This is a genomic window from Flavobacterium ginsenosidimutans, from assembly GCF_037478105.1.
Lineage (GTDB): Bacteria > Bacteroidota > Bacteroidia > Flavobacteriales > Flavobacteriaceae > Flavobacterium > Flavobacterium ginsenosidimutans.
This window is the reverse complement of record NZ_CP147988.1, coordinates 937,938-964,564: the sequence shown is the minus strand read 5'-3', so window position 1 is coordinate 964,564 and position 26,627 is coordinate 937,938. Positions and strand designations below refer to the sequence as shown.

12 protein-coding genes and 1 pseudogene are annotated in these 26,627 nt (G+C 33.8%); 2 read left to right on the top strand and 11 right to left on the bottom strand.

Annotated features, from left to right (window positions below; translation table 11 throughout):
- Positions 1 to 10: 10 nt before the first annotated feature.
- The gene (locus tag V6624_RS04400; RefSeq protein ID WP_338840992.1) at positions 11 to 2,800 is read left to right on the top strand and encodes a pitrilysin family protein; all 2,790 of its coding nucleotides are present in this window, start codon (positions 11 to 13) and stop codon (positions 2,798 to 2,800) included.
- A 322-nt stretch (positions 2,801 to 3,122) separates the two neighbouring features.
- A complete protein-coding gene (locus V6624_RS04395; RefSeq protein ID WP_338840991.1) occupies positions 3,123 to 5,129 on the top strand; it encodes a protein-disulfide reductase DsbD family protein in 2,007 nt (668 codons plus the stop codon).
- Between the two features lie 294 nt (positions 5,130 to 5,423).
- On the opposite strand, the pseudogene V6624_RS04390 reads toward V6624_RS04395, so the two are convergent.
- The 11 genes and pseudogenes from V6624_RS04390 to V6624_RS04350 all read right to left on the bottom strand — a co-directional run.
- Positions 5,424 to 6,041, bottom strand: a pseudogene (locus V6624_RS04390) (leucine-rich repeat protein); the annotation flags it as partial.
- A 66-nt stretch (positions 6,042 to 6,107) separates the two neighbouring features.
- Positions 6,108 to 6,332 (bottom strand): hypothetical protein, encoded by a 225-nt coding sequence (locus tag V6624_RS23700; RefSeq protein WP_422389329.1) that lies wholly within the window; start codon positions 6,330 to 6,332, stop codon positions 6,108 to 6,110.
- A gap of 772 nt (positions 6,333 to 7,104) precedes the next feature.
- A complete protein-coding gene (locus tag V6624_RS23695) occupies positions 7,105 to 7,569 on the bottom strand; it encodes a leucine-rich repeat protein (RefSeq protein WP_422389328.1) in 465 nt (154 codons plus the stop codon).
- 2 nt (positions 7,570 to 7,571) lie between these two features.
- Positions 7,572 to 8,036 carry a hypothetical protein gene (locus V6624_RS04385; protein ID WP_338840990.1) on the bottom strand — a complete coding sequence of 155 codons (465 nt, stop codon included), beginning with the start codon at positions 8,034 to 8,036 and terminating at the stop codon, positions 7,572 to 7,574.
- A gap of 199 nt (positions 8,037 to 8,235) precedes the next feature.
- Positions 8,236 to 10,095, bottom strand: coding sequence for a hypothetical protein (locus V6624_RS04380; RefSeq protein ID WP_338840989.1), 1,860 nt, complete (start codon positions 10,093 to 10,095; stop codon positions 8,236 to 8,238).
- Between the two features lie 88 nt (positions 10,096 to 10,183).
- Positions 10,184 to 10,816 carry a DUF5977 domain-containing protein gene (locus V6624_RS04375; RefSeq protein ID WP_338840988.1) on the bottom strand — a complete coding sequence of 211 codons (633 nt, stop codon included), beginning with the start codon at positions 10,814 to 10,816 and terminating at the stop codon, positions 10,184 to 10,186.
- Positions 10,817 to 10,820: 4 nt separating this feature from the next.
- Positions 10,821 to 11,681, bottom strand: a complete 861-nt coding sequence (locus V6624_RS04370; RefSeq protein ID WP_338840987.1) for a DUF5977 domain-containing protein — start codon at positions 11,679 to 11,681, stop codon at positions 10,821 to 10,823.
- Positions 11,682 to 11,735: 54 nt separating this feature from the next.
- Positions 11,736 to 12,104 carry a tail fiber assembly protein gene (locus tag V6624_RS04365; RefSeq protein ID WP_338840986.1) on the bottom strand — a complete coding sequence of 123 codons (369 nt, stop codon included), beginning with the start codon at positions 12,102 to 12,104 and terminating at the stop codon, positions 11,736 to 11,738.
- A 24-nt stretch (positions 12,105 to 12,128) separates the two neighbouring features.
- Positions 12,129 to 13,292 (bottom strand): gp53-like domain-containing protein, encoded by a 1,164-nt coding sequence (locus tag V6624_RS04360; protein WP_338840985.1) that lies wholly within the window; start codon positions 13,290 to 13,292, stop codon positions 12,129 to 12,131.
- Between the two features lie 88 nt (positions 13,293 to 13,380).
- Positions 13,381 to 19,215 (bottom strand): hypothetical protein, encoded by a 5,835-nt coding sequence (locus V6624_RS04355; protein WP_338840984.1) that lies wholly within the window; start codon positions 19,213 to 19,215, stop codon positions 13,381 to 13,383.
- Positions 19,216 to 19,231: 16 nt separating this feature from the next.
- Positions 19,232 to 26,623 carry a hypothetical protein gene (locus V6624_RS04350; RefSeq protein WP_338840982.1) on the bottom strand — a complete coding sequence of 2,464 codons (7,392 nt, stop codon included), beginning with the start codon at positions 26,621 to 26,623 and terminating at the stop codon, positions 19,232 to 19,234.
- Positions 26,624 to 26,627: the final 4 nt, after the last annotated feature.

Genomic DNA, 26,627 nt, shown 5'->3' with positions numbered 1-26,627 from the left:
TCTCAAAAAAATGAAAAAATACATCTTTCTGGGCTATTGCTCATTAGCTTTTTGCGCCCTTATGTCAGCGCAGAATAAATCCGTGAATTTTAAGAAAATTAAAGAATTAGGCGGAATCGAAGAATATTTATATCAGCCAAACGGAATGAATGTTTTGCTTTTGCAAGACAATGCTTCGCCAGTTGCAACTGTACAAATTGTATATCGTGTAGGATCTAAACATGAGGTTTTAGGAAACACAGGATCAACGCACCTTTTAGAACATTTAATGTTTAAAGGAACTCCAACTTTCAACAAGAAAAACGGAAACACAATTACGGATGTTTTACAAAATACAGGAGCACAATTAAATGCTACAACTTGGTACGATCGTACGAATTATTTTGAAACACTTCCGAGCGATAAAATCGAATTGGCAATTCAAATTGAAGCCGACAGAATGCGTAATTCTTTATTGACAAAAGAAGATAAAGAAGCAGAAATGACGGTTGTTCGTAACGAATTTGAACGTGGCGAAAATAATCCGAATGCTTTATTAGATAAAGAAATCTGGGCTTCAGCATATATTGCGCATCCATATCATCATTCGACAATTGGATGGAAATCGGATATTGAAAACGCTCCAATTGAAGTTTTAAAGAATTTCTATAATACGTATTATTGGCCAGATAATGCAACTTTAACCATAATTGGAGATTTCAAAAAAGACAATGTTTTCGAATTAATCGAGAAATATTTCGGGAAAATTACAAAAGCGCCAAAAGCAATGCCTCAGCCTTATACAGAAGAGCCTCAGCAATATGGTGCGCGTAAAATTGTGGTAAAAAAACCAGGAGAATTGGGCGTTGTAAATAAAGCCTATAAAATTCCAGGAGCTTTACACGAAGACCTTCCTGCATTAAATATTCTAGCTCAGATTATCGGTTCTGGACCTTCAGCAATTTTAAACAAAACTTTCGTTGACACTCGTTTAGGAATTTATTCTTATGCAAGTGCTACAAACTTTAAAGAAGTTGGACTTTTTACGATTGGTGTTGGTTTTCCAACTACTTCTAAACACGAAGATATTGATGCGAAAATCAGTGAAGTTGTTGCTAAAATTCAGAAAGAAGGCGTAACTCAAGATGAGGTAAATCGTGTTGTGGCAAAAATTAGTGCACAAACAATCTTAGCTCGCGATGGTTCTGGAGTAATTGCATCGGCATTAAATGAAGCGATTGCTGCTGGCGACTGGACAGATTATATTACAGGAGTTGACCGATTGAAAAAAGTAACTCCTGAAGATGTTTTGCGTGTTGCGAATAAATATTTGGTTGAAGACCAAAGTACGACAGGATATTTTATTCCGAAACAAGCGGGTTCTCAAAATAAAGATCAAGCTCAGGCAAATAATTTTATGCCAGAAAATGGTCCATTTTATTACAGACATCCAGAAAATGAACATATTCATGAAGAAAGTACAGCAGATTCATTTTTACTAAAAAATACTACCGAAGAATTTATTTCTGCTGAAACGTTGATAGAAAAATCAGCTTCTGCTTTCAAGAGAGAAAAAGTATCTGGAATTGATGTGGTTTCGGTAAAAACTTCAGCTAAAGATTTCGTTACGATTGCAGCAAGTATTTCGTTAGGAAATTATGCAAGCGAAACGAAAAATAATGTTATTCCAGCTTTAACGGCAGCAATGTTGTCAAAAGGAACAACGTTGAATGATAAATTTAAATTTTCAGAAAAACTTCAAAAATTAGGAGTTACATTAAACGTAAACGCTTCGACTTTCAAAATCAATATCGGGTTTAAATGTTTGAAAAAAGACTTAGATCAAGTAATTACTTTATTGGCTGAAGAATTGAGAAATCCATTGTTTGATGCTAAAGAATTCGAAAATTTAAAACAGCAATTTATTGGAAATACACAGCAAGATTTAAATGATCCAGGCGAAAGGGGAGACATTGCTTTATCTCAGGCAATTTATCCAAAAGGAAATCCAAATTACAGTTTAAGTGTTGAAGATAATATTGCGAACATTAAAAACGCAACTTTGGATGAAGTGAAAGCTTTTCATAAAAAATATTTTGGAACAGCTTCAATGCGTTTGGTAATTGTGGGAGATACTGAAGGAGCAAACTTAAATACATCATTAAAAAAATCATTCAAAAATTGGAATGGTGGAGTTACTGAAAAACTAAAATTTGAAGAAGCTTCAAAATCAGTAGCAAAAACAGAAGTAGTTACAATTCCAGAAAAACCAAGTGCCGAATTGTATATTGGACAATTTACAGGTTTAAAAAGAGCCGACGCCGATTACATTCCGTTTTTCATCGGAAATTATACTTTAGGAGCTGGTTTTGCAGGACGTTTGATGCAGACTGTTCGTGATAATGACGGTTTAACATATAGTATTTCTTCTGGTTTAGGAGGAAATATTGAAACTGGAGGTTATTGGTTTGTAAACGCATCTTTCAATCCGAATTTATTTCAAAAAGGACTTGATGCTACAATGGTTCAAGTAAATAAATGGGTAAAAGACGGAATTACAGCAGAGGAATTAGAAAACAAGAAAACCAATTTAATTGGAAGTTTTAAAGTTGGAATGTCAACCACAAACGGAATGGCAAGAACGATTTTAAGTTTTATCGAAAGAGGTTTAGAACCAAATTACATCGAACAATATCCAAACGATATTCAAAAAGCAACTTTACAGCAAGTAAACGATGCAATTAAGAAATACGTACAATTGGATAAAATGATCATCATCAAATCGGGTTCTCTTGATAAAGACGGGAATCCTTTGAAATAGTTTTTAGTCTCAGTTTTCAGTCTCAGTCTCAGTTAGGAAAACCAACTTTGTCAAAGTTTTAAACTTTGACAAAGTTATACACTGCGACTGCGACTGCGACTGCGACTGCGACTGCGACTGCGACTGCGACTGCGACTGCGACTGCGACTGCGACTGCGACTGCGACTGCGACTGCGACTGCGACTGCGACTGAAACCAACAATTTTTAATAGTCGTCTTTCATTATTTCATTTTAGAATCTGAATTAGTAAGCCATTTTCTGTGAAAGACCAAAAGAGCTGTTTTGCCGACAGCTCTTTTTTTAAACCTTAAAACCAAAACAATGAAAAACATAGCAATAACATTACTGTTGCTTTTTTCCGCAAGTACGTTTGGACAAATGTACAATCCGGTGAAATGGAGCACATCTGTAGAAAAAGTTTCAGATAAAGAATATATTTTAAAAGCGCAAGCTGTAATTCAATCGGGCTGGCATTTGTACGGACAATATATTGAAGAAGGCGGACCTTCAAGAACTGCTTTTACTTTCAAAAATCCGAAGAAAAATTTCGAATTAATCGGAAAAACAACTGAAGAAAAAGGACATGAAGTGGTCGATAAAATCTTCGATATGAAAATTAAATATTTTGAAGATAAAGCCCTTTTCACGCAAAAAATTAAATTTACTTCAGATGATATTTCGAATGTTGCGGGAGAAGTTGAATTTATGGTTTGCGATGACAGTAATTGCTTACCACCAACATCTGAAGAATTAGCATTTAAAATTCCGACCGAAAAGAAATTGGCTTCCGCCGAAGAAACTCAGATCGTTAAAAAAGATTCTGTAGTTTCAGAAGAAAAAGCGGTTTCACAGACAGAAGAAAAAACATCTAAAGAAATTGTGAGTTCGCCAAAGAAAACAGAATCTAGAGGATTGCTAACGATTTTTATTTTGGCTTTTTTATCAGGATTTGCAGCATTGCTAACGCCTTGTGTTTTCCCAATGATTCCGATGACGGTAAGTTTTTTTACAAAACAAAGTAAAAGCAAAGCGGCAGGAATTAAAAATGCCATGATTTACGGAATTTCAATCGTAATTATTTACGTTTTATTAGGTTCAATTGTAACGGCTGTTTTTGGTGCAGATTCGCTGAATGCGCTTTCAACCAACGTTTGGTTCAATTTGATTTTCTTTATTTTATTGGTGGTTTTTGCCTGTTCATTTTTGGGTGCTTTCGAAATTGTATTGCCAAGTTCATTAGCCAACAAAGTAGATTCGCAGGCAGATAGAGGAGGATTAATTGGGATTTTCTTTATGGCTTTGGCTTTGGCCATTGTATCCTTTTCTTGTACAGGTCCAATCGTAGGAACTTTATTGGTTGAAGCAGCATCAAAAGGCGGAATCGCGCCAATTGTTGGAATGTTAGGATTTTCGACTGCAATTGCATTACCGTTTTCATTATTTGCGGCTTTTCCAGGATGGCTGAATGCATTACCAAAATCGGGCGGATGGCTGAATACGGTAAAAGTGGTTTTAGGATTTTTAGAATTGGCTTTGGCTTTTAAATTTTTATCAAATGCCGATTTAGTACTTCAATTGCATTGGTTGGAAAGAGAAGTTTTTCTTGCCATTTGGATTGCTGTTTTCGGAATGCTGGCTTTTTATTTATTCGGAAAAATCACTTTGCCGCATGATTCGCCTTTAAATCATATTTCAGTTGGAAGATTAGGTTTTGGATTGTTAGTTTTAAGTTTCACGATTTATTTGATTCCAGGACTTTGGGGCGCTCCGTTAAAATTAATCAGCGGATTTCCACCACCAATGCAATACAGTGAATCTCCAAACGGACTTGGAGTTTCGGGCAATTCCGAGTTAAAAATAACAGGTTCGTTGCCAGAAGGAGCAGAACACGGACCGCAAAATATTATCACATTTCATGATTATGATAAAGGAATGGAATATGCGAAAAAAGTAGGGAAACCAGTTTTATTGGACTTTACAGGATATGCCTGTGTAAATTGCCGAAAAATGGAAGAACTAGTTTGGTCAGATCCTAAAGTTTTAGGAGTTTTAAATAATGATGTGGTTTTGATTTCGCTTTATGTTGACGATAAAAAAGAACTTCCAGAAAGCGAACAATTTACTTCTGAAACTACAGGAAAAAGAATCAAAACCATTGGCAACAAATGGAGCGATTTACAGATTAAAACGTACAAAGCAAATGCACAGCCATTTTATGTAATTGTAGATCATAAAAGCGCTAATTTAACAGAACCATCAGCTTATAATCCTAATATTGAGGAGTATTATGGTTGGTTGCAGAGTGGGATTAAGAATTTTAAGAAGTAAATGTTTTTAGAATAGTAACTGAAATGTGGGTTATATCCATTAGAAAGCTGTTTATTGAGTTTAACCGCAATTTTTTCAATTGCGGTTTTTTTGTTATTTAAATTTTTATTGAAGTTTGAATTAAAAAAAAAATGATGTTAATAAAAAAAAGTCTCAATAAGAATATTGAGACTTTTAAATTTAAAAAAAATGTAAATGTTTAATAAGTATTATTTTTATGGAATTGATGTTTGGATTTTAGTGTTATTAGATATTTTACCAAAATCAGAGATGTATTGGTTGAGCTATTCAAAATTATACATAGATAATTGTAGCTCCCCTCGTTCCTGATGCATAAACCAAATCGCCATCTGGAGCTCCTGAATTAATTGTTTGCAATGCAATAGGTACAGTTATATTGCACCCAATTTTAATGCCAGAAAATACATTGTTGTTAGCTGTGGAGCCACCACAGATTGTTAGAGATCGAAGACTTATGATATTAATATTAGTACAATTGTTAAATGTTTGAGAACCAATTGAAGTAGCATTGTTTATTGTTAAATCAGTTAATCCGGTACAATTATTAAACGTAGTCGCCCCAACCGATATTACGTCATTAAATGTTAAGGAAGTCAAAGAAGAGCAGCCTGAAAAACAACTAACCTCTAAGCTTGTAATAGGACCAGCCGTAAAGCTATTTAAAGCAGAACACCCGCTAAAACTTGTACTAGCCAGACTTCCAGCTAAGTTAGGAGCATAAAATGTCGTCATTTTACTTGCGTTTTCGAAGCATCTTCCAGAACCAGTGATGCTAGTGAGCAATGGAGCAGAGAAAGTCAGCAGTGAGGTATTGCTTCTAAATGTACCTTGTGCAGTATTATATTGACTGTCTATAGTCGTAACTTTTGGAAAACTATAACTTGTTATTGATGTATTGTGAAAGCGGAATCAGCTATAGATTCTACATTGTCAGAAGTAAAATCGTAAAGAAGTCAATTATAGAAAGCCCCAGCTGCCTATTGATTTAACTGATGATATATCTACTAAAGCAATTAGCCGGAATGATGCAGAAGAGGCTACATATACATTTTCTAACTTCGTACATCCGGAAAAACTTCCATTAGGAATATCTCTTAAGTTATTTGCTGAAAAATATGTTAAATTAGAACAGTTAATGAATGTAGATACTCCTGATAGCGTATTTAAGCTGTTAAATGTCAAAGAAGAAAGAGAAGAGCAGCCTGAAAAGCAACTAGTTCCTAAACTTCAGGGCCAACCGTAAAGCTATTTAAAAGCATACACCCGCTAAAACTTGTGCTAGCCAGACTTCCTGCTAAGTTAGGAGCATAGAACGCTGTCATTTTACTACCTTCGAAGCATCTTCCAGTAGTGATGCTAGTGAGCAATGGAGCAGAGAAAGTCAGTAGGAGGTATTGCTTCTAAATGTTCCTTATACAATTATATTGACTGTCTATGGTCGTAACTTTTGGAAAAAATAACTTGTTATTGATTTGTAGAAAGCGGAATCACTATAGATTCTACAGTCAGAAGTAAAATCTAATAAAGAAGTACAATTCCCAGCTGCCTATTGTTTTAACTGAATATATATATGTTTTTCAGTTTTGTAAACCCATAAAATGTCAATTAGCCGGAATAGATGCAGAAGAGGGCTACATATACATTTTCTAACTTTAACATCCAGAAAAACTTCCATTAGGAATATCTCTCTCTTTGCTGTTATTTGCTGAAAAAAATATGTTAAATTAGAACAGTTAATGAATTAGATACTCCTGATAGCGTATTTAGGCTGTTAAATGTCAAAGAAGAAAGAGAAGAGCCCTGAAAAGCAACTAGTTCCTAAACTTGTAATAGGGCCAACCGTAAAGCTATTTAAAGCAGAACACCCGCTAAAACTTGTACTAGCCAAACTTCCAGCTAAGTGAGCATAAAATGTCGACTTGCGTTTTCGAAGCATCTTCCAGTACCAGTGATGCTAGTGAGCAATGGAGCAGTAGGGAGGTATTGCTTCTAAATGTTCCTTGTGCAGTATATATATATGACTGTCTATGGTCGTAACTTTTGGAAAACTATAACTTGTTATTGATGTACAATTGTAGAAAGCGGAATCAAAAATAGAAGTGGCATTATCGAATTTAACACTTGTTATGGAAATGCAACTATAGAATGACCTGGTACCGATGGAATTTACATATCCTTCAGAATCATTGTAATATGTAATATTATTGTTTCCATTAAAAGCATTGGATGGAATTTGATAACTTACGTTTATACTAAAATGAATATCGTTTCCGACAACAGTAAAATTTTTAATTTGGGAAGCATTTAATCCCAATTTTGATGCGATTAATGCTGGAGTATTAAGGGTACTTGCAACACCACCTATAAAAGTATTAGACTTGACCTTTTGACGTCCAAATATTGTTTTTCGTAGTCCCATAATTATATTCCTAAAATCATTATTGAATGCTGACCATCATTTTGCATAAATGTGAAAATCTGTTTTTCAGGTACGGTGGTAGGTGTTCCAAATTCAAATGTTTTAGGAGATGTAATTGACCAGTTCAATGTTGTTCCTATTTTTGTAATTCCTTCAAAACACATCCCTGAATTAACAAATGAACTAGGAATTGTCAATGTACCTGTTCCAGTAAATTTTACGGTTTTTCCATGCCATGAATCTAGAACTGTCGCTGGTAATATTACATTAATCTGATTTGAAACATCTTGTTTGTTAGACAGATCAATATTTCCATTACCAAGAATTGATTCGCCATTTATTGTTTTAAAAGTTTTCTCTGGAATATCATTAAAAGTTAATTCACCATTTTCATTGGTAATTAAAATTTTATTTTGCTGATTTGTTTCTAAATCAGCCACTTTGATTCTATTGTGATTTGTGCTCATTTTAGGAGTATTTTTTATTAAATTTTTCTATTCTCTTTCATTTATTAATAGATTAAAAAAGTTGTAGATTCAGACATTAAATAAAATAACATTGTATTAAACATAATTATTGAAAAACAAATATTTTCAATAATTATGTTTGAAAATAGGTACTCAATAATTAGTACTACTATTGTAAGTTCGTTATGTAATTTTGTATTTAATGAGAATTAGGTGTTAAATCTACTATTGTAACTCCTGTACCTGAAGCGGTCGCAGGATTTACTAAATTGGTTGCATTTGTTTTAAAGAAGCCAATTTTATTTAAAGTCATAAATCCTGAGGATGAATTTTGAAATGTAAACAAGTTTGTCGGTGTATCTTGAATTATATATGAGTCAATTATAGTCATAAGTGTATTTCCTTGTGACCATGAAAGCCATCCATTAGCAAATAATCCTGAAAGATATAGTGTTGAGTTTCTTATATTAATAATAGGCTGTGGAGTAGTGAAACTATTGATTCTACCAATAAAGTTGTCAATAGATATTGAGTTTGGAATAGAAGATGGTAAATTGATAGCATAGTTCAAGTTTGTCATTCTTCCAGTTATTTGATTCCTTAGATAAGTAAACGATGGACAAGTGAAAGAAACTCCTGTAACATCTAACATTGAGCTCATGCCATCTGTTATATCTGCATTACCACTATATTTCATTATTTTGTAGTAGTGTGTTGTGTCTTGAGCTTCCAATTTTAATGCATAAGTATCTGCATAAACTTCGTAAAATGAAAAACGAACACCAGTTGTATTATCATTTTTTAAACGCATCCCATTTGCCTTACTAGTAAATTTTCTTACTATAACATCACCTTGGCCGCCAAACAGTCTAAGTCCTGAAGTTGTGTTTTCACAATAGAAATTAACTACTTCAATTCTCATATTTTCTGTACTGTACGAACCATTTCCAAAGAACCCAGCAAAACCTGTATGCATCGCATAAACATTTAGATTAAATAATTTTAACCTTAAAAAGACAGTTGGGCGCATTGAGCAGGTGCCTGTAGTTAACTTTATTGTCATAGTTGACAAGGGAGCATCGACTTCAAATATATTTCCTCCTGAAAGTTCACCGTTTATTTCATTGAACAAGAATACTCCCGGATGAGGTGTCATTATCTTTATTGGACGTAATGGTGTTACGGGTAATTGTCTAGATGTTGATGAATCTAAATAATATAAGGTCCACATTATACCATCATTTGCTGGTAAAGCAGCATAAGCAGCGGCAGCTGTTTTGAAAGGTTTTGAAGAATCAGTGACAATTCCATTAGAATCATTACCATTAACAGTATCGATAAAAACTGTATAAGGTACTTTAGCACCAGGTAGAGCAATATTACCTATCAAAACCCACTCGTCAGTATCTATTTTTCTTAAAATTCTTGTTTCTCCTTTTACCGAACTTAAAGAAACATTAGAATTAATTGTAACACCTGAGCCACCGATTGTTACAATTCCTGCACCCTTTTGTGTATATTTTATCTCAGTTCCAATTGGTATGGCTACGTTTAAATTAGTTGGTATAGTAACTGTTACGGGATTTGCAGAACTAAAAACAGTATGTTTTTTATAGTCATCAATAGTATATGTATACGTTATCCCTCCTACAGTATTTATTTCCAAAACGTAACTTAGCTTGTTATTTTGTAAAATTTTGCCCTGCTCAGCTGTTAAAGCTTTTGTTGAACCACCAGTAATTAAATCATTTACTAGCATTGTACCGAAAGAATTACGGACCGTTTCAATTGCATCAGCTAATTTCTGAAGGCTATTTAAATCAGCATTGTCGGAGACAAGTAATTCGTTTATGTCATCAATTAAATCTTTTAAGACCTTTCCCTGTCTAGCATCCAAAGCCTTGCCTTCTTGAGTATAATCTAGTCCATTATAGCTGTCTGCTTTAATATTATTAATATCACTAAATTCAAGTTCACCGCTAGAATTTGTAATTAAAATTTTATTTTGCTGATTTGTTTCTAAATCAGCCACTTTTATTCTATTATGATTTGTGCTCATTTTGTGGTATTTTGTTAGTAGTTTTTTGAAGTGATAAATAATCCTTTGGGGATTTTACACCCCAAAAGATTATGAATTATATTTTTTATTAAGATCTACCTGTTACTGTTACAGTATTGCTGTAAGAAGAAATGTATCCATTAGAATTAATTCTAATTTGATATGAGTATGTTACACCATTTGATAATTTATCATAATAAAAGGTATCCGTTGATGTTTGTAAAAGCATTGGAGTACCGCCATTTATACTGCGATATAATTCATAAGTTATAGACCCAGGATCAATATAATTCGGCCATTCAAGCATCATGGTCTCACCTCCATAGTAGGCATACTGTAATGTTGGCACAGTTGGATTTGTAGTAGGAGTAAGTATGCATGTTCCAACATTATTAGCATATATCTGAGCATTAGCCTCTAACCAGACAATAGCTTGGTTATTTGCGTCTAATACACTTTCATTTGAAACAAACTGATTTGGGGAGGCGGTAAGTGTGACAGCGCTTCCAGAATATCCAGGGCTACAATTATTTTTGGTTACAGTTCTGGTTTGCATGGTATTATAGAAGCGCACCTGAGGTGGACAATCTACTTCATCTTGAAAAGGAGCAATGTAATCAGGATCCGTCTTTACATTCTGTTTTGTTTCTCCTGTTGAAGTGCCATCATCTGTATAATATTGTTCTAATGTTTCATAAAATTTATATCCTGTATTTCCCATATTTTTAATAATTTATTACAATATTTGCAGTTGAGCTGTTGCTAGAATAATTAATGTAGCCAATGTTCGTAGCTTGATCTATAGCTAAATGAGTTCCTTTTACAGAAACATTTTTTGAAAAATTTAGCTGTTGAATTTGCTGTCCATTGCTGTTTACAATGTCTTTATCTACTTTTGTCATAGTTCCTCCAAGGTAAGTTGTTATTTCTACATCAATATTTCCAGTGTTTTTTGAACTCCACCAAACACCAGCCATTCTTACTTGGATATCATTTAAACTAGAATAATCTTCTTTTAATTTTTTAAAATTGATAAGACAGGTTTCAGTACCAGTTAAATCCTGTACATCTCCGCCCCACATTACATAAGAATCTTGTGATGAAGTATTTGCAGGAACTTCACTACCAAGTCCGTATCCGACCCATTTATTGTCTAAGGTATCGATACCTGTATTTATAAGACCTGTAAAAGTATCTAAGTCAGCACCTGCGCCAAATGCCCATTTGTATTTAACGATCATGTAATCAAATGGTAATAATGATGTTGAAGGTTCTAACACACAAGATGGATCAGATCCTCGCCATGCAGTAGTTCTAATACTGCAAATTCCAGTATTGTTGGCATAAGCTTGTGCATTTGCAGTTAGCCAAGCTTGCGCTTGTTCATCTGCATCGGCGACACTTTCTGTTGAAACGAATTTGTTTGCTGGAGCAATTAAAGTAACAAGATTTCCAGCTGTTTCATAGGAGCAATCATTCTTTTTTACGGCTAAAGTCTTCTCAGTATTATAATAAACTGTTGTTCCTTCTGCTGGGCTATATTGATCTATATAAGCAAAAGGCTTATATGTTATATTTTCTTCCATATTTATTTTAATAAAGAATAATTATTTGATTTAAAATTCATAAACGAGTATTCGTTACATAGGACTTACTGGCCAAACGATTGTTGCTGTATCTTCTAAATCAGTTAAATCTCTAAGTTCTTGTCTGTAGTTTTTCCAAGCTTCTTTTTTCTCTTCAGAAAGTGGTGAATCTTCGACTTGTGTCCAATCGCTATCCATTAAAAGTGCATTTCTAGTAGTTCTTAAGTTTGCTAAAAGCTCTTCTTTATTTTGAACAAAAGGAGAATAGGTATGTTTGCCTTCAATTACTTTATAATTTTTTGATAATCCCTGCTGCCATTCTTCTTCAGTTAATTCAATATGTGGCTTTGGAATATTTTGATGAATTCCTTCAACATAAAAACCTGTGTAATCTCCGTTTTCGTTATATGTTCCTTTATACATAATTTTTTAATTTTTTATTTTATATTAATATCCAATTGCAAACATATATCCGTAAGTTCCATCAATTACTGCAAAATATGATGTTGATGTAATGGAGTATACATGATTAAAACCTTTGCTTCCTGACGAATTTCTAACAGTAGATAAAACAACGCTTAAAGCACGATTAGGCCATGTTAATGGAAAAGTGTAAGTAGTGGAATTATTTGTTAAATATGCCCACTGTAATATTAATCCGTTACTGAATTTTTGATAACCTCCATTTCCAAATGCTAGAATGCCAAAACCCGCATGTCCGGCATCGTAATCAGAGCCAGGAGAAGTTGATACAGAACCGTCTGCCATTAAAAATTGACTTGAAGTTCCGCCAGTTTTAATAAAGCTCTTTCCTTCAACTGCTTCAGTAAATGTTTTATCTCCTTCAATGGTCTGAGCTGTTGTTAAGTCAACATATTTGGTGTTTAGTTCCAAATCAGATAAAGTGACAGTGCTTTTGTACCAATAATCAACTTCGATATTACGATCTTCAATTACAGCTGAGAATGTAATAATTCCATTGTTGTAATCTACTGCATAGTCTTTGCCTTGGCCTTCTCTAAGTAGCTGGCCGTTTTTGTAAATTCTGATACTATCTTTTACAGGTATTTCTGTTAAAGTGATTTTATCATTATTAAAAGTTAGTTCGTCAAAATTTTCTTTAAAAGGAATAGACAAACTTCCAAGAATCGGATTAGAATCAGCTCCTTCAGATTCAGTATCAATATTTTTAGACCAGTAATTTATTTCAATATTTCGACCGTTTATTGGAGCCGAAAAAGTAAGTACACCACTATCGTAGTTTACATTATAATCCTCAATTTCCTTTAATAATTGTCCGTTTTTATAGACTTTAGCGCTGTCTGCAATAGGAGCAGGATCTAGCTGAATTGATGATCCCGAAAAGTTATCCTGAAATTCTTTGTAAGGAACGTAGCAATTACCTGCAATAATCCCCGCATTTTGAAATGCAGCTTTTAAAAGCGCTGGAGTGATGTAATGCTGATTATCTGTTCCTGTTTCGACCATTTGTAAGTCGGCCTTGTCATCATTTTTGTGAACGAAATTGTCAAAAATTTCGACAAAGTCAAGGTGCGACGGAATATCTCCATTGTTGAATTTGTTGTGAAAGTCATTTCTGCTTGTTGCCATTTTATTTAGTTTTATTTCTTTGCTTTTAAATATTTTAATGAGACCTGAAATAAATACCAATGATTTGATTCATTGGTATTTATTAATTTTAAAGGGTTAGGATTTTTTCATCGCTGCTTAACATGCCAGATGCGTTTTCTGAGATTGCTTTAAAATGATGATAGATTCTGTCTCCGTCTTCATTTTTAATAATCAATTCATCCGTTTTTAATTTAGTCTGCTGAAGCGGTAAGGCAACATTTTCAAGATTTGTTGAAATTTCATGAATCTTCTCCCAATTTCCTTGATTATTCATTTTGTACAAATGATATTTACCATTGTAAACTGTTTTATCCCAATTGAAAACTACAGGTTTTAAAATTTCTTCATTTGTTCCCGTGACAGTTCCAGATGCTTCTAAAACAGGAGATTCAGGCGAAACATTATCAACAATAACTGTTGCTGTAATTTTTGAAGGCTGTGACGGAGTATAATCAATATTTATAATTGGATTGTCTGTTGTTGATTCTGGATCAGCATACTCAATTTGTTTAGAAACTGTGATTCTGTAGAAAAGACCATCGCCAAAAGGAACTTCTTCTAAATCTTCAAAATCGTCGTAAACAGTCCATACATTTTCAAAATCAGCAGATAAAGTATCTTCATCAATTACAATTTCTTTAGCCAATTTCATCGTTCTTATCGATTGTGCATCAAGCATTGTTGCAGCGCGATAAATATTAATTTTTCTGATTTTATATTCTGGCTGATATGTATTTAACTCAATCTGAACAGCGGGCTTAATTCCTAATACTTTATTTTCAAGAATTGGCATAATTCTTTTAATTTCTGGAGTTTTAGGTGGAGTAGAAGCCACTAATTTCACAGGTCCTAAAAGATCACTAAACTCTCCAAAATTCATTTTGATGTCCATTTCGCGAACAGCATAGAAATAGATATTTTGCGAATTTCCATCTAGATTAAAATCGGTAAATTGGACTCTGTTTTGGCTTTCATTTACAACTTTCATCATTGGAGCAATGTCAAAATCAGTATCAGTTGGTTTTAAAGCATTTCCGTTTTTATCTTTAATAGTTTGTTTTTTATTAACGGGCACATAGTCATTGCCTTTGATATGCTCATAAATTACAGGAACTTCCGTTAACGGAACAAAAGCATTATAAATGGCTTGTTCAATAAAATAAACTGCTAGCATTGGCTCTTGAACTGCTTCTAAAATTAAAACCTGATTTAATGATGTAATCGAAGTTATTGTTGGCTCGTGTGTGCCTTGTGTTTCATTATGCCATTTGATAAAATCATTAATCAGTTCTATAAATTCATCATTGTCAGGCAATGGAAATTGATAGTTTTCTTCAGGTTTATTTTTTGGAAAAACGTCATATTGACCTCTCGTAGCAAGTCCATTAAAATCTAAAAAGTCTGCCCATCGTTTGTCAAAATCAATTTCATCAGTTCCGCCCAATTTGTTCAATTCTTCGCGAATAGTACTTACTGTTGTTGGTTTGTATAAAACATTAAGCAAGTCTTCATCATTGGCTCTGTAATGCAATAACCCATAAGGCTTTCGGTCTTGGTTATACTTAGTTGTGAAAGTAAAAGTCGAACGATTGTAAAAATCTGGACGTGTTGCATACAAACTGCCACCGATAATCTCTTCAGGCTTTTCAGTTTTCTCAACCTTGACAGCATACATTGGACAAGGAATGCTAATTTTTGATTTGTAACCGATAGCTGGCTTTGAATATGTGCTGATTCCAAAACTAGAGTAGTGTGTACTTTCATTTTCTCTTGGCTGAATATTTTCTTTTGTGATTCCTGAAACAGGATCTGCATACAAGTAAACCTTGTAGCTTGGATAGTAGTTTACACATTGAGAAACATACTCGTTAGGGTAACTTGGCGACTCATTTTCTTCACGAGGACCATCTTCAGCGCCTAAAATTTCATCATAATCCTCAGCCATGGTTTGTGTGACGTAATTACCAAGTTTAAAATCAGGATCGTCAATATATAAGACTAAATTTCCAGTTGTACCAATGTTTTCGGTTTTATAAACTTTAAACTCTTTCCTTGATTTTACTGGAACAGGATTTCCTGCTTTAAAAGCGCTTTTTGTAAACAATCTTACAATACCATTTGCCCATTCCACTGAGTTTTCTCTCTCTGATTTAAATTGAAGATGTTGAGGTAAACTAAAGTTTTTGAAAATAACTTTATACAATCCTAAATGTTTTTTCTGACCTTTTGGTAATGGAATCAGATCGCCTTCTTTATTTACTTTGTATTCTCCTTTTTCATCCATTTCATACGAATCTTCAAAAACTCGTTCAATTACAGCTTTGTTCCAAACTCCTCTTGTTTTTTCGACTTGCAGATTCTCTCCGTTTTCATTGGTGTGATCTATAACTTCACGATGAATAACATTTAAATTCTCAGGATATTGAACTGTGAATCCAATTTGAGGTTGATGCCAGTTAGAAGCTGTCTGCATGTTTTGCACCAGTGTACATAATCTGCTTTCAGGAAGATTAATATTTTGTATCTGCTCAGAATCTATTGTTGCATCTCCATCAGCATGAAGCTTGTCTGTCACTTCTTTTTTTAGAATTTCAATTAGAGCATAATCAAAAACATCATTAGAATTTTCATCTTTTTTAAGTTTAACTTCAATATTTTGAATGATATAATTTTGATCTCCAATAGTTAAAATTCCTCCTGCAAATCTTGTTTTATTAGTATTATCTAAACCAATTTTAATCTGCTGGCCACTACTGATAATTTTATACTCTCTAATTTTTACAATTGCAGTAAGATTATTGGAAGTATCGTTGTCAATAATTTCAATTTCACCATATTCAACTTCAGGAAGTCCGTCTTTGTAATACAGTTTAAAATGATCTGCCAATATTTCGTCAACATCAGGAAAAATTGCTGTAGTATCATTCTCTGCGGTATCAACTGACATTTCTTTAGGAACAGGATAGCTTAACAATTCCTGAGCGGAGTAATAATCAAACATGATTCTGACTAATGTTTTGTCTGCTCCTGTAATCTTGCTTAATAATTGTTGTTCTGATTGAGAAGTAAACAATAAAGGATTTTCTTCTGTAACCAAAAGAGCATTCATATTGCTCGGAGGCATTAGATTATTGGCAGGTTTAATATCAGATTTAATGCTGATTTGACGTCCAGATGCTGCTCTCGAGAAAATATTAATTCCATATCCTTGATAGATATAGGTGTTTTCTCCAGTTTGTTCCTGAATAGCATTTAAAACGGATTTCCCAGGCTCAGGAATGTTAATTGGAACAGTTTCAAATTCTGATTCTTTTAAATTTTGATTGACACTTTTGTACTCAACATCATGTGATAATTCTGGATTTTTCCATGCTGTTTCAGAAGCAATTTTATGATCAATTCCTAAATATACAGGGAAAGTAAAAGTACTTCCCTCATATTCTGATGATGATTTGAAAAAGTCATTTTTTGAATTAGGATTTACAGTGTCATAATCCATTACATCATCCATAAAGAGACTCACGTACCTTTTTTTTCCATCAAAACTATAACCTTCGGGATCTGTTATTTGAGCATTTGAATTTTCATCTGAACCAGCATTTAATCCAGGAACAATTTTACTTAACTGAACAGGAAGAGGCATGCGTTCTGTATTGATAGAAGTTGGAATACTCATAGAAAGATGTTGCATTTCTTTTCCTTCTATGTCATCTTCTAAACTTCCAAAAGTGGTATATTCTGTTAAGTAAACATACTCGCCAGTATATACTTCATCATCAAGATCTAAACAGCCTAAACCTAACATACGTGCAACGTGATAATCGTTTGCTGCAATGTTTAAGATATCCAGATACGATATTTCGGTTAAATTATCAGCGTATTGCTGTTCTTCTCCATCTTTTGGATCATTGATAGGGATACGATCACCAAAAGGAATATTTTTTTTGGCTTTTGGATTACCTGATTTACTTAAATCAATATATTCCAGTACAATGTCCTTGATGTTTTCGTCAGTAATATCATTTTCAATCGTTGGTCTGTTCCATTTTGCTTTATAGTTTTTAATGTTTACATATTCGCCATCATTAAATTTTAACCATTTTCCGTGAACAGCGTTTAATTTTGGTTCAAGCTGTTCAAAAACTTTAAAGTCATCTGTTGCAAGACCATATTTTCCTTTTAAAATCCAATCTCCGTTAGTATTAGCATTAGTAATGAAATCAGAATAAAACTCAAATTGAATAGTATTTAAAAGGCAATAATTGGCTTTAAATCGAATGCTTCTTCCGTTTTCAGCAACTACACGAATCTTATTATTTAATTGCTCTGAATTGTAGGTTTTACGGCTGCTAACATTTTTTGATGCGGTGATTTTGTTTTCAGCAACAGATAAAGTTTCCAACTTTACACTTTTTGAAGCATTTGAAGATAAAAAATCTAATTCAGCAGCAAAGAATAAGTCTGTTTTGGTTTCAATCTCGATCAAACTATTTCCATAGGCTTGCATAAAAGCAACTGGATTAGTTAATGGATCGATGCCGAGTTTAATTAATTTATATTTTTTATCATCTTTAAAATTAACATAAACAGATCTTTGCGGATTTACCGTTTTATAAATCCAAAGTGCCTTTTTGTTATCAACAACATTTGGATTTTGAGTCAAATCTACGGTTTGGCTGATTTTTGTATAAGGTGCTCTGTAGACTTTTACAAAGTCATCAGGTTTATTAAAACTAGAATTAGAATTTTTTCCATCGTACAATTCACCTTTTGGAAGGTGATTTTCTCCCAGTTTGCCATTCAGCATCCATCGAAGATGAATCCCTTTTGTACTGTCAATTCCTCTCGAACCTGCTGCGGCGATTTGTAAATAGGTCGATTGCAGATTTGTTTTTTCTGAAGAAATATCAATGATTGATGATTCTCTGCCGACATTAAAATCAATCTTAATTCCTAAAGGATTAAAAACATTGTTTAGATCAACAAGAGCTGAAAAATGACCAAGTGCTAAAGCTTTTCCTTCAATTCGAATTGGAACTTCTACTTCAGATTTTCCCGAAATAGTTACCGAGTTATCAAGCTTAAAAATAAGCCCATTTAGATTTTTTTCTTTATGAATTTTTGTTCCACCACTTAAAGTTAGCGGAACTCGGCTTTTATTTTTTAGAACCAAAGTCCCACATGGTTTACTAATTCTAACGCCTTTCTTTAATGAAGGATAAACTAAATTGTCATCAATAATGCTTACGTTAGGGAAACAGCCAATTTGTAAATCAGATAAATTGGTTGCGAGTCTGTTTAATTCAATCCCTAAAGTACTGAAATCAGGAACTCTGATATAATCTGAATCTAACGCAGAACTCTGATCATTTTTGAAAATAGGCGTTCTACCTAAAAAGTTTGTCAGCGGTGTTGTCAGTTCTTCAATGGTATCGAACGAGCTTGTCACTCCATATACAAAAACTTTCGAGCTAAGATTTAACTCGGTAAACAGATTTTTTAAAAACTCAGAATTATTGACTTGCAGACCATCAGTAATTACAAAAACGATATCTGGAGTAACAGATAAATTTTTGGCAACATTTAAACCAGAAGCCCAATAATCTGATTGTATGCTTTCATTTCCAAGACCATATACATCAATCCAATCAATAAAATCCTGACTATTACTCGAAATTTTTTTCTGGATAACGTTATCGGGTCTAACAGCTGTATCGCTGTTAGACATTCCGATTAACGAAAGTGTAATATTACTTTGTTTCTGAGAATTGATAAATAAAGATAATCCGTCGCGGATCTGCTGTGCTTCGTTTCCATTGATCGAACCAGACTCGTCGACTACAATTGCTACATAAGTTGCACAGCCCGAGAGCTGGCTTTCCTGAAGATTTATAGAACTCATTTTTTTTTCTTATTTTTTAAAGATTTGTATTGTATAATGGCAGTATCTGCGTATCAATTGTGTTTGTTAAAGGACTATTTCCTTCGTTATTCCACATTTTGTATTTAAACCTGATTTTCAAGTTTTCTATTCCAGAAATGATTTTGCTGTTATGCATAATCAAAGCTTGTGAGTAATCTTTTGAATGCAGTACACTGTATCCAGATATTGAATTTTCTAATTCATCTAAAACAGAAATAGTATCTTGAATTTCTTCTAAAGGCATTTTTGGAATATTAAAAGGCTCTGGGTTTCGAACTAAAAGCGCTATCGTCGCTCCAGTATTCGTATCAATAATTCTATTTACCTCAGTACCCTGTGCAGGATCAAGAGGAGAAAGTTTTAAGATTCCTTCGGTCGCACGATCAAATAAATGCTGATATTTTGTAGCCATTGAATCGCTCAATGCATTTGTAGTATTATCAGTTTTTGGAGCGATTAAGTAATGCAGAGCATCAATTCGTTCCTGATCTAGATTAACATTCACATCATATAAAGCTTCTTTAGTTTTTTCTTCATTAACAAAATAACTCTGAACTTGTTCTTTAAAATCTTCATAACGTGAAGTCTGGAATCCAAATTGATGTACTAGGATATTTTTGCTTTCGCTTGAAATTCCTATTTGCGCACCATCAAAAAAGTTATTGACTAAAACAGTATACAGTTTAGAAGGTTTTAAATTGGTTAAAGTTGTTTTGTATTTTAATGATTTTGGTTTTAAAGGATCTCCTAGTTCAAGAGTGCATCGCGTCTTAGAAGGATCTTCAATAAAATTGTTTAACATTCTAACACCCAATGGAATTCTAGGATCATTATCATCAGTCCATTCTTCGCTATTATCTTTTTCTATCGGTTGTGGATAAGCGATTTCTTCTTCTCCTTCTTCCAATGGTTTTATTGGATATTCAATAAGAAGATCAGTTAGCGGATCTTTGATGAAAAGATTTAGTTTTCCTTGAATCTCAGGTCTTCCAGTTTCGTATGGAGCCCAATCTTTAAACATGTGTGAAGTATAAGTACTCGTAAAGAATAAAGAAATGTCACACTGTTCGTTGCCGTAGAATGAAGGTTTAGATTGTAATAAACTTCCATCTGCATTTGGATAAGAACGATTATAATCCAGATAGCTTCTTAATGATGTCAGCGGAGATTTAGACAATGCTGTCAATTCATTTTTCGCCGGCGGATTTTGAGGATCAATTGCTTCAGGATCCTTAACCGGGAAGTGCCCAATTGGTCCAAGCGTTTTAAATCCATAATAATATTTAAATTCTGTTGGATTCTTTTTATTATCATCAACCGTATCTGTTAAGGTAAAATCTAAACAGTATGTCGTATTTGGTCTCCAAATTGGCTGTACTGTTGTTTCGACAGCACTTTTCATTGCTTGTAACTGCTCAGCTACGGCAGGAATATCCAAAATCGTTTTATTATGATAATACTCTTCTTTGCTAAACCAATCTACTCTCTGAATATAAGTAGTGTAATCAAGTTCTGGATCTTCAGTATTTACTAGACTTGAACAAATAACAGCATCAGTTGTAATTATGTCTGAGTTTTTAAGGCTTCTTCTAAAATCTAATCCACTAATTAAATCCAGTGCAGAATAATTGACACTTCCGCTTGTTAAAGCAGTTGTCGAAGCAGTAACAGAAACTTGTTCGGCAGGATGTAAAGAACAGTTATCAAACGCATCGCTAAACAATGAAAAATAAACGCCTTTTTCTTTTGGTTTGCTAGAAAGCATCAAAATTTCATTTACAGACGGTTCATTTTGGATATGAATGATTGAAGCATCCGTAACATTTGTTTCTCGTTTAATTAATCTTGCTTGGGTTAAAGTCTCATTCAATACAAACAAATAATGCATATTGTAAGCTACAACCGAATGATCATTTAATGTTTGATTAGATAAATAAATTGCCGAATCAAAAATGTTGTCATTTTTTATTAACGAGAGAGTATTTCCATCAATTTGTGCCAGAGCATATTTGCCATTTGATAATTTAACCGAAAGCAATGTTTTATTATTCGCAATTATGGCATCGACAATTTCAACTACTTCATTTGTAGAAATTGCTTTTGTATCTGTTACTGTAATTACTTTCGATACATTGTTGACATTTAAACGGATTACTTTTTTATCCTTAGTAATCAAACTAAATTCATTCTCATTATGCTGAAGAACTTTAACTGCTTCTCCATTAATTTTAGAACGATACACCACAGTTCTGTCGCTTCCTTTAATCCAGCTGATTTGAGTTTCATTTGATAATGTATTAATCCAAAGAAGGTCATTATTTGCTAATGGCAATATTTTGTTAAAACCTAAAGAATAAGTATTCAAATACTGCGTTCCTAAAATCGGATTTAATTCTTCATCCATTTCAACAATTGCCGTTGCATCAATAGGAGAGAGGCATCCTACAATAAAATCAAGATCGATTGTTGCTTCTCCAATTCCTTTGCATTGTTCTGCATTCAGAGCTTGAGTTATAATTAGATTACCATTTACAACCTGAAGAGAAGTTACAATTCCATTAATTAAACGTTCTCTAATAATAGCACCATCAGAATTGACATGTAATAGAATAGTAGTTTTAGGATTCTCTTTTGGATGGAACGTAATCACATACGAATCATTGAATTTAATTACTTGATCAAACTCGTACAAAGCTTTTCCATTATAACCATAATAATGAGTAAAAGTCAATGCATTTGGATTGCTTTCAGTATTAGGATTTTCATTACCAGCATCCAATTTCAGATTTTTCAATTCAGTCATTAACGAATTGTATTTGGTAATTTTTACAGGATCTGTTAGTGTAATTTCAGTTTCTCCTGTTCGTTTATCGTAAATATTATCAAATAAAGCAGCAATTTCATTTCTGATTTCTTTAATGCGTTTTGCATTTGCTGAAACCGGAGTAATTAGAATTTTATCGATCTTTTTCTTCTGGCCATCAATTTCCTCAGTGTATAAGGTTATAGCATTTGAAAATTCTGTTTTCGTATAAGTTTGTTCCTCAGAAAACGTACCTGTATTAGTTTTATTAAATGCAATAGGAGTGTATGATACTAATTTGTCACCATCATTAAATGTAGCAGTATAAGCTGTAATTTTTACTTCTTTTGCTTGAGTTGTAAGTCTTAATTCAGGATCAATAGCAGATCCAGGGAAAATAATTTCTAATTCGTTTTCGTTTCTAAAAGACAATGATCGATTATATCCAAAAGGATTTTCATCAGTTGTAATACTCATAAAATCTCCACCTTCAAGCGTATATTTATCTTCAATCACAGGAAGTTCTCCAATAAGTCTAAAAAACAAACCATTGATTTTATCAGCTTCATACTGCATTGGCACATAGTAACGCTTTCCAATTTGTTTGTTAAGGAAATCCATGTGCTGTTTCTCAATTTCTGTTGAAGCACAGAACAATTTTGTAGACGTAATTCCCAATTGCTCAGGAACATGCCATCCTGGTTCTGCCGCACTTAAAAATGAGAACGGATTTGTCGCTAATACTCGAATAGAATCATATTGGTCAATTGCTTTTTGCCAATGTGCCCAAGGCAAATCTTTAACCTGATTACGAGTTTCTTCTTTATTTTCTACAACCGCTTCAAAAGGATTATAATCTACCCAAGCAGAGCCATTCCAAGATTTTAAATTGATGGATTTGATTCCATATTCATGTTTAACCTGACGCAGTTTTCTACCTGCTTTCGATGTCGCTTCAGGAGGCATCAAATCAGTATAGTTTTTGGCCTCACCTGTATATCCGCCAACTTTTTTGGCTAATTCAGTACTTGGCACTAATCCTTTAGCCGTTTTAATATCGATATAAGTATCTAAAGGAATTACTGACGTAATAAACTCAGGTCTTGGCGTTCCATCTGGATAAAGTTTTTTGCTTTCATAATTTTTTTCACCAGCAGATTTGAAATAATCCAAAGCAAATGCCTGATTGGTTAGCATATGAACCCCTTTGACATTCTCTAATGTTCTATCATCTTCGCCATCTCCAACAGTTCCTTTTGGAAGCGGGCTGTATGGCGTACGATCAATAACTCGGTTAATATCCCATTGCAGTTCAACAGTAAAGTTTTTACGTACTCTGACGAAAGCAATCTTCACACGAACACTCAGTTCTAGTTTAGCATAAATTAAGAAAGGTTTAAATGATTCGACAGAGAATATGGTATCTAACGCAATTTCTACATTAATGATCCAAAGCTTAATTTGAATTCCTCCACCAGCACTAATGTAACCACCCATTTGAGGACGTTTGAACGAGATTTTTCCGCCCATTTCCAGATAAGCCCATAATTTGACTTTGGCTGGACCAAAACTTTGCTCTAGTTTAAAATCTAATCTTGCTCCAGCTTCGATACCTTGAGCAGAAATCATAATAAAAGATTTTGCTGTAAATAAGGTCAAAACTTCTGCTGTAATTGGATCATTTTTAGAACCAAGATTTACATACCAAGGCTTTTGATTCTTGAAGAAAAATCCAGCTTCTAACAAGGCATGAAGCTTAATGATTTGCCCGCTGTCTTTTGGAATGCTGAAATCAGCCCCAGCTGCTAGTTCTAATGAATCATCCCCAAAGGCAACCATGGCAAAGAATGGAGGATTGCTAGGATCATCTTCAATTAATCCTAATCTTGAAGAAATAACATTCAGTCCAGCCTCAATATAAAATAGAGTAGGCAGAGACAATAAAAGCATGGCTCTCAACGACAATACATGCCCACCATCTGCAACTGTTCCAAAAGTGGCTCCAGCTCCAATAGAAAATGGAGAATTGTACTGCATAGAGTCTGGAGGGCCGCTGAATTTTTTAATGTTGATACCCGGTTTTGGATGTTTGTAATATTTATACCATGAATCATCTTTTGTTAATCCTACAGCTTCCTTGGTGGCGACATATCTAAACCCTAATAAACCTCTAAAGGCATTAATAGCCAAGAATCCAAGCGGAATAGGAACAGGAAGTTCGATACTGGCATCAATTAAGAAGGCAGGATATTTAGGCATAAAACGCATGCCAACACTTCCAGAAATTTTTGCTTTTGGCAGTTTTAAACCAACTTCACCAATAAATTCTTTAGATTTTCCTGGTTCAGGAAGCGAAATCATACCATTGATAATTGCCATAGCCGAAGCTTCTGTAGCAGTTCCTGGAATGATTAAATCGACTTCGATAGTTTGGATTCTTAAAAAAGAATCTTTTGGACCTCCATCTGTAGAGTAATAAAATTTAACTCCTTCGCCACGGGCATCAACTCCAAGCGGATTAATACTGATTGCGCCATCAAATCCCCAGAAATTATATTTACGGCCGTTAATTTGGGTTGAACCAAAATTAATGTTAGTAACCGCCATTTGAACTGGACCTAAATTGACAGAAAGACTGATTGGAATAGGAATAGATCCTCCCTCAACTTCAATGTTTCCATCGCTGTACACACGCAGTTTTTCAACCTCAAATCCTTTTCCTTTTAATAAACTTCCCATTAAAGTTTCTTCGGGAAAAGAAATATAACAAGATGTTCCTAAATAGTAATCTTCATCTTGTTTACCAAGTTCGAAACTGTGGAAATCAATATTTACAAGGTCAAAAAGATTTGCCTGTGGTTTATTATCTTTTGGGAATGAAGCAGTAAGGTTAAAATCTCCATCATCGTATAAATGACCTTCAAGATTGACTTTTAATGGATCTCCATTTTTTTCTTTAAGTTTAGGAATTTCTAATGCGCCTTTGATGTTAGAGCTGGTAACTTTATTTTGTTTGAAAGTAATATCAAATTTATTGAATCCTACTTTGAACCCTTTTTTCTCAGACCCAATAGTTTTCCAAAGCGTATTGTCATAAAGTTCTGCTAGGAAATTTTGATAATCTTTAGCATCAGTAAAAACATAAATTGTAGAATCATTAATAGTCGTTAACGATAAAGGATAATCAAATGCATACGGTAGATTTTTACTGTTCAATTCTTGTAAAAAGACAAGTAAAGATTGGTAATCAGCAATTTCTTTTTTATTGGCCACACCATTTTCGTCCTTTTCGAACATGGTGATTGGATAATTAAAATTGAATTTGTCGATGAAATAACTAAAAGTGCCATTTGTACTCGGAACTGTTTCCAGATAAATATTTCCAGAAAGTCCGCCTGTACCAATTAGCAAATCTGAAGCACCAATTTGTAGTGTTGGAGTTGTGCTTCCTGGAGTTTCAGGAACTTTATTAAACCATTTTGAAGGAAGAGTTACTGAAACAGCACGAGCATAAACTCCAACAAAATCATTTGGACGTCCATCAGCATCGGCTTCTGAGATATTGGTTTTCTTGCTTAAATCGACTTTTAAAGTGTCTAATTGAAGAAGTAAACCGGTATTGCCAATCATGGCAGTTTTAGGTTCGAGTGATCCTCCCATTTCTAACTGATAACCAATTCCTTCTTCGGTATCAGCATACAATTGTGCCTGAGCAAATACGAACATCGATTTTTCAGTTCCAGTACCATAATCAGAACCATCAGATTCGACAGGTTTTAAGATGTTTCTTGGAAACTCAATTCCGGCGCTTAAAGCTAAGGTTGCTTTTGCTTTTGGAGTAATAATTCTTTTAATGTGAGCTTCGATTCCATCTGGAGCTACAATGTTGTAGAAATCTTGCAATTTTTGCTTGATTTCGTCTAAACTAAAACCTTCTCTAGCGATATAAGTTCCGAATAATAATAGCGGAATCGATTTTGTAATTACAGTACTATTGTTGATTAGGTCAATAATACCGCCAATGGATTGTTCTACACCAGTTGGAAATTCCAGATTAGTATTTTGAAGCGCATTAATATCCTCTAAAAGCTGTTCGTATTTTGTTTTTCCTTCTTCGGCTTCAACAAAAATATTCATTATATGAGCTACAACTTGTTCTTCGCTGATGCGGAAAACCTGAAGACCCACCGTATAAAAGTCCTCCATAGAAAAGGAGAAACTGCTGGAGCTGAATGTTTTTAAGAAAGCCAGAATTTCCCACTGATATTCTAACGTAATGGGAAATGATGATATAGAAGAATCATTGTCTTTTAGATCTGGATTAAGAACCAAACCTAGACCAAAAGGCAGAGGCAGCGCCAGTTTTTTGCTTGATACAATATCAAGACTATAAAAGGCAGAATCACCACGATATCCTTTTGAATATTGTAAATTTTTGTAATGAATTTTATCAAAAATGGAATTCAAACCATCTTCGACAAACGATAAGAATTCTGGTAAATCGTCTACAGTAATTACCTCGGATAATCTCGGATAATATCTCGCTGTAGGAATTGGAACCGCAGGAATTGGATTAGTTGGCATATTC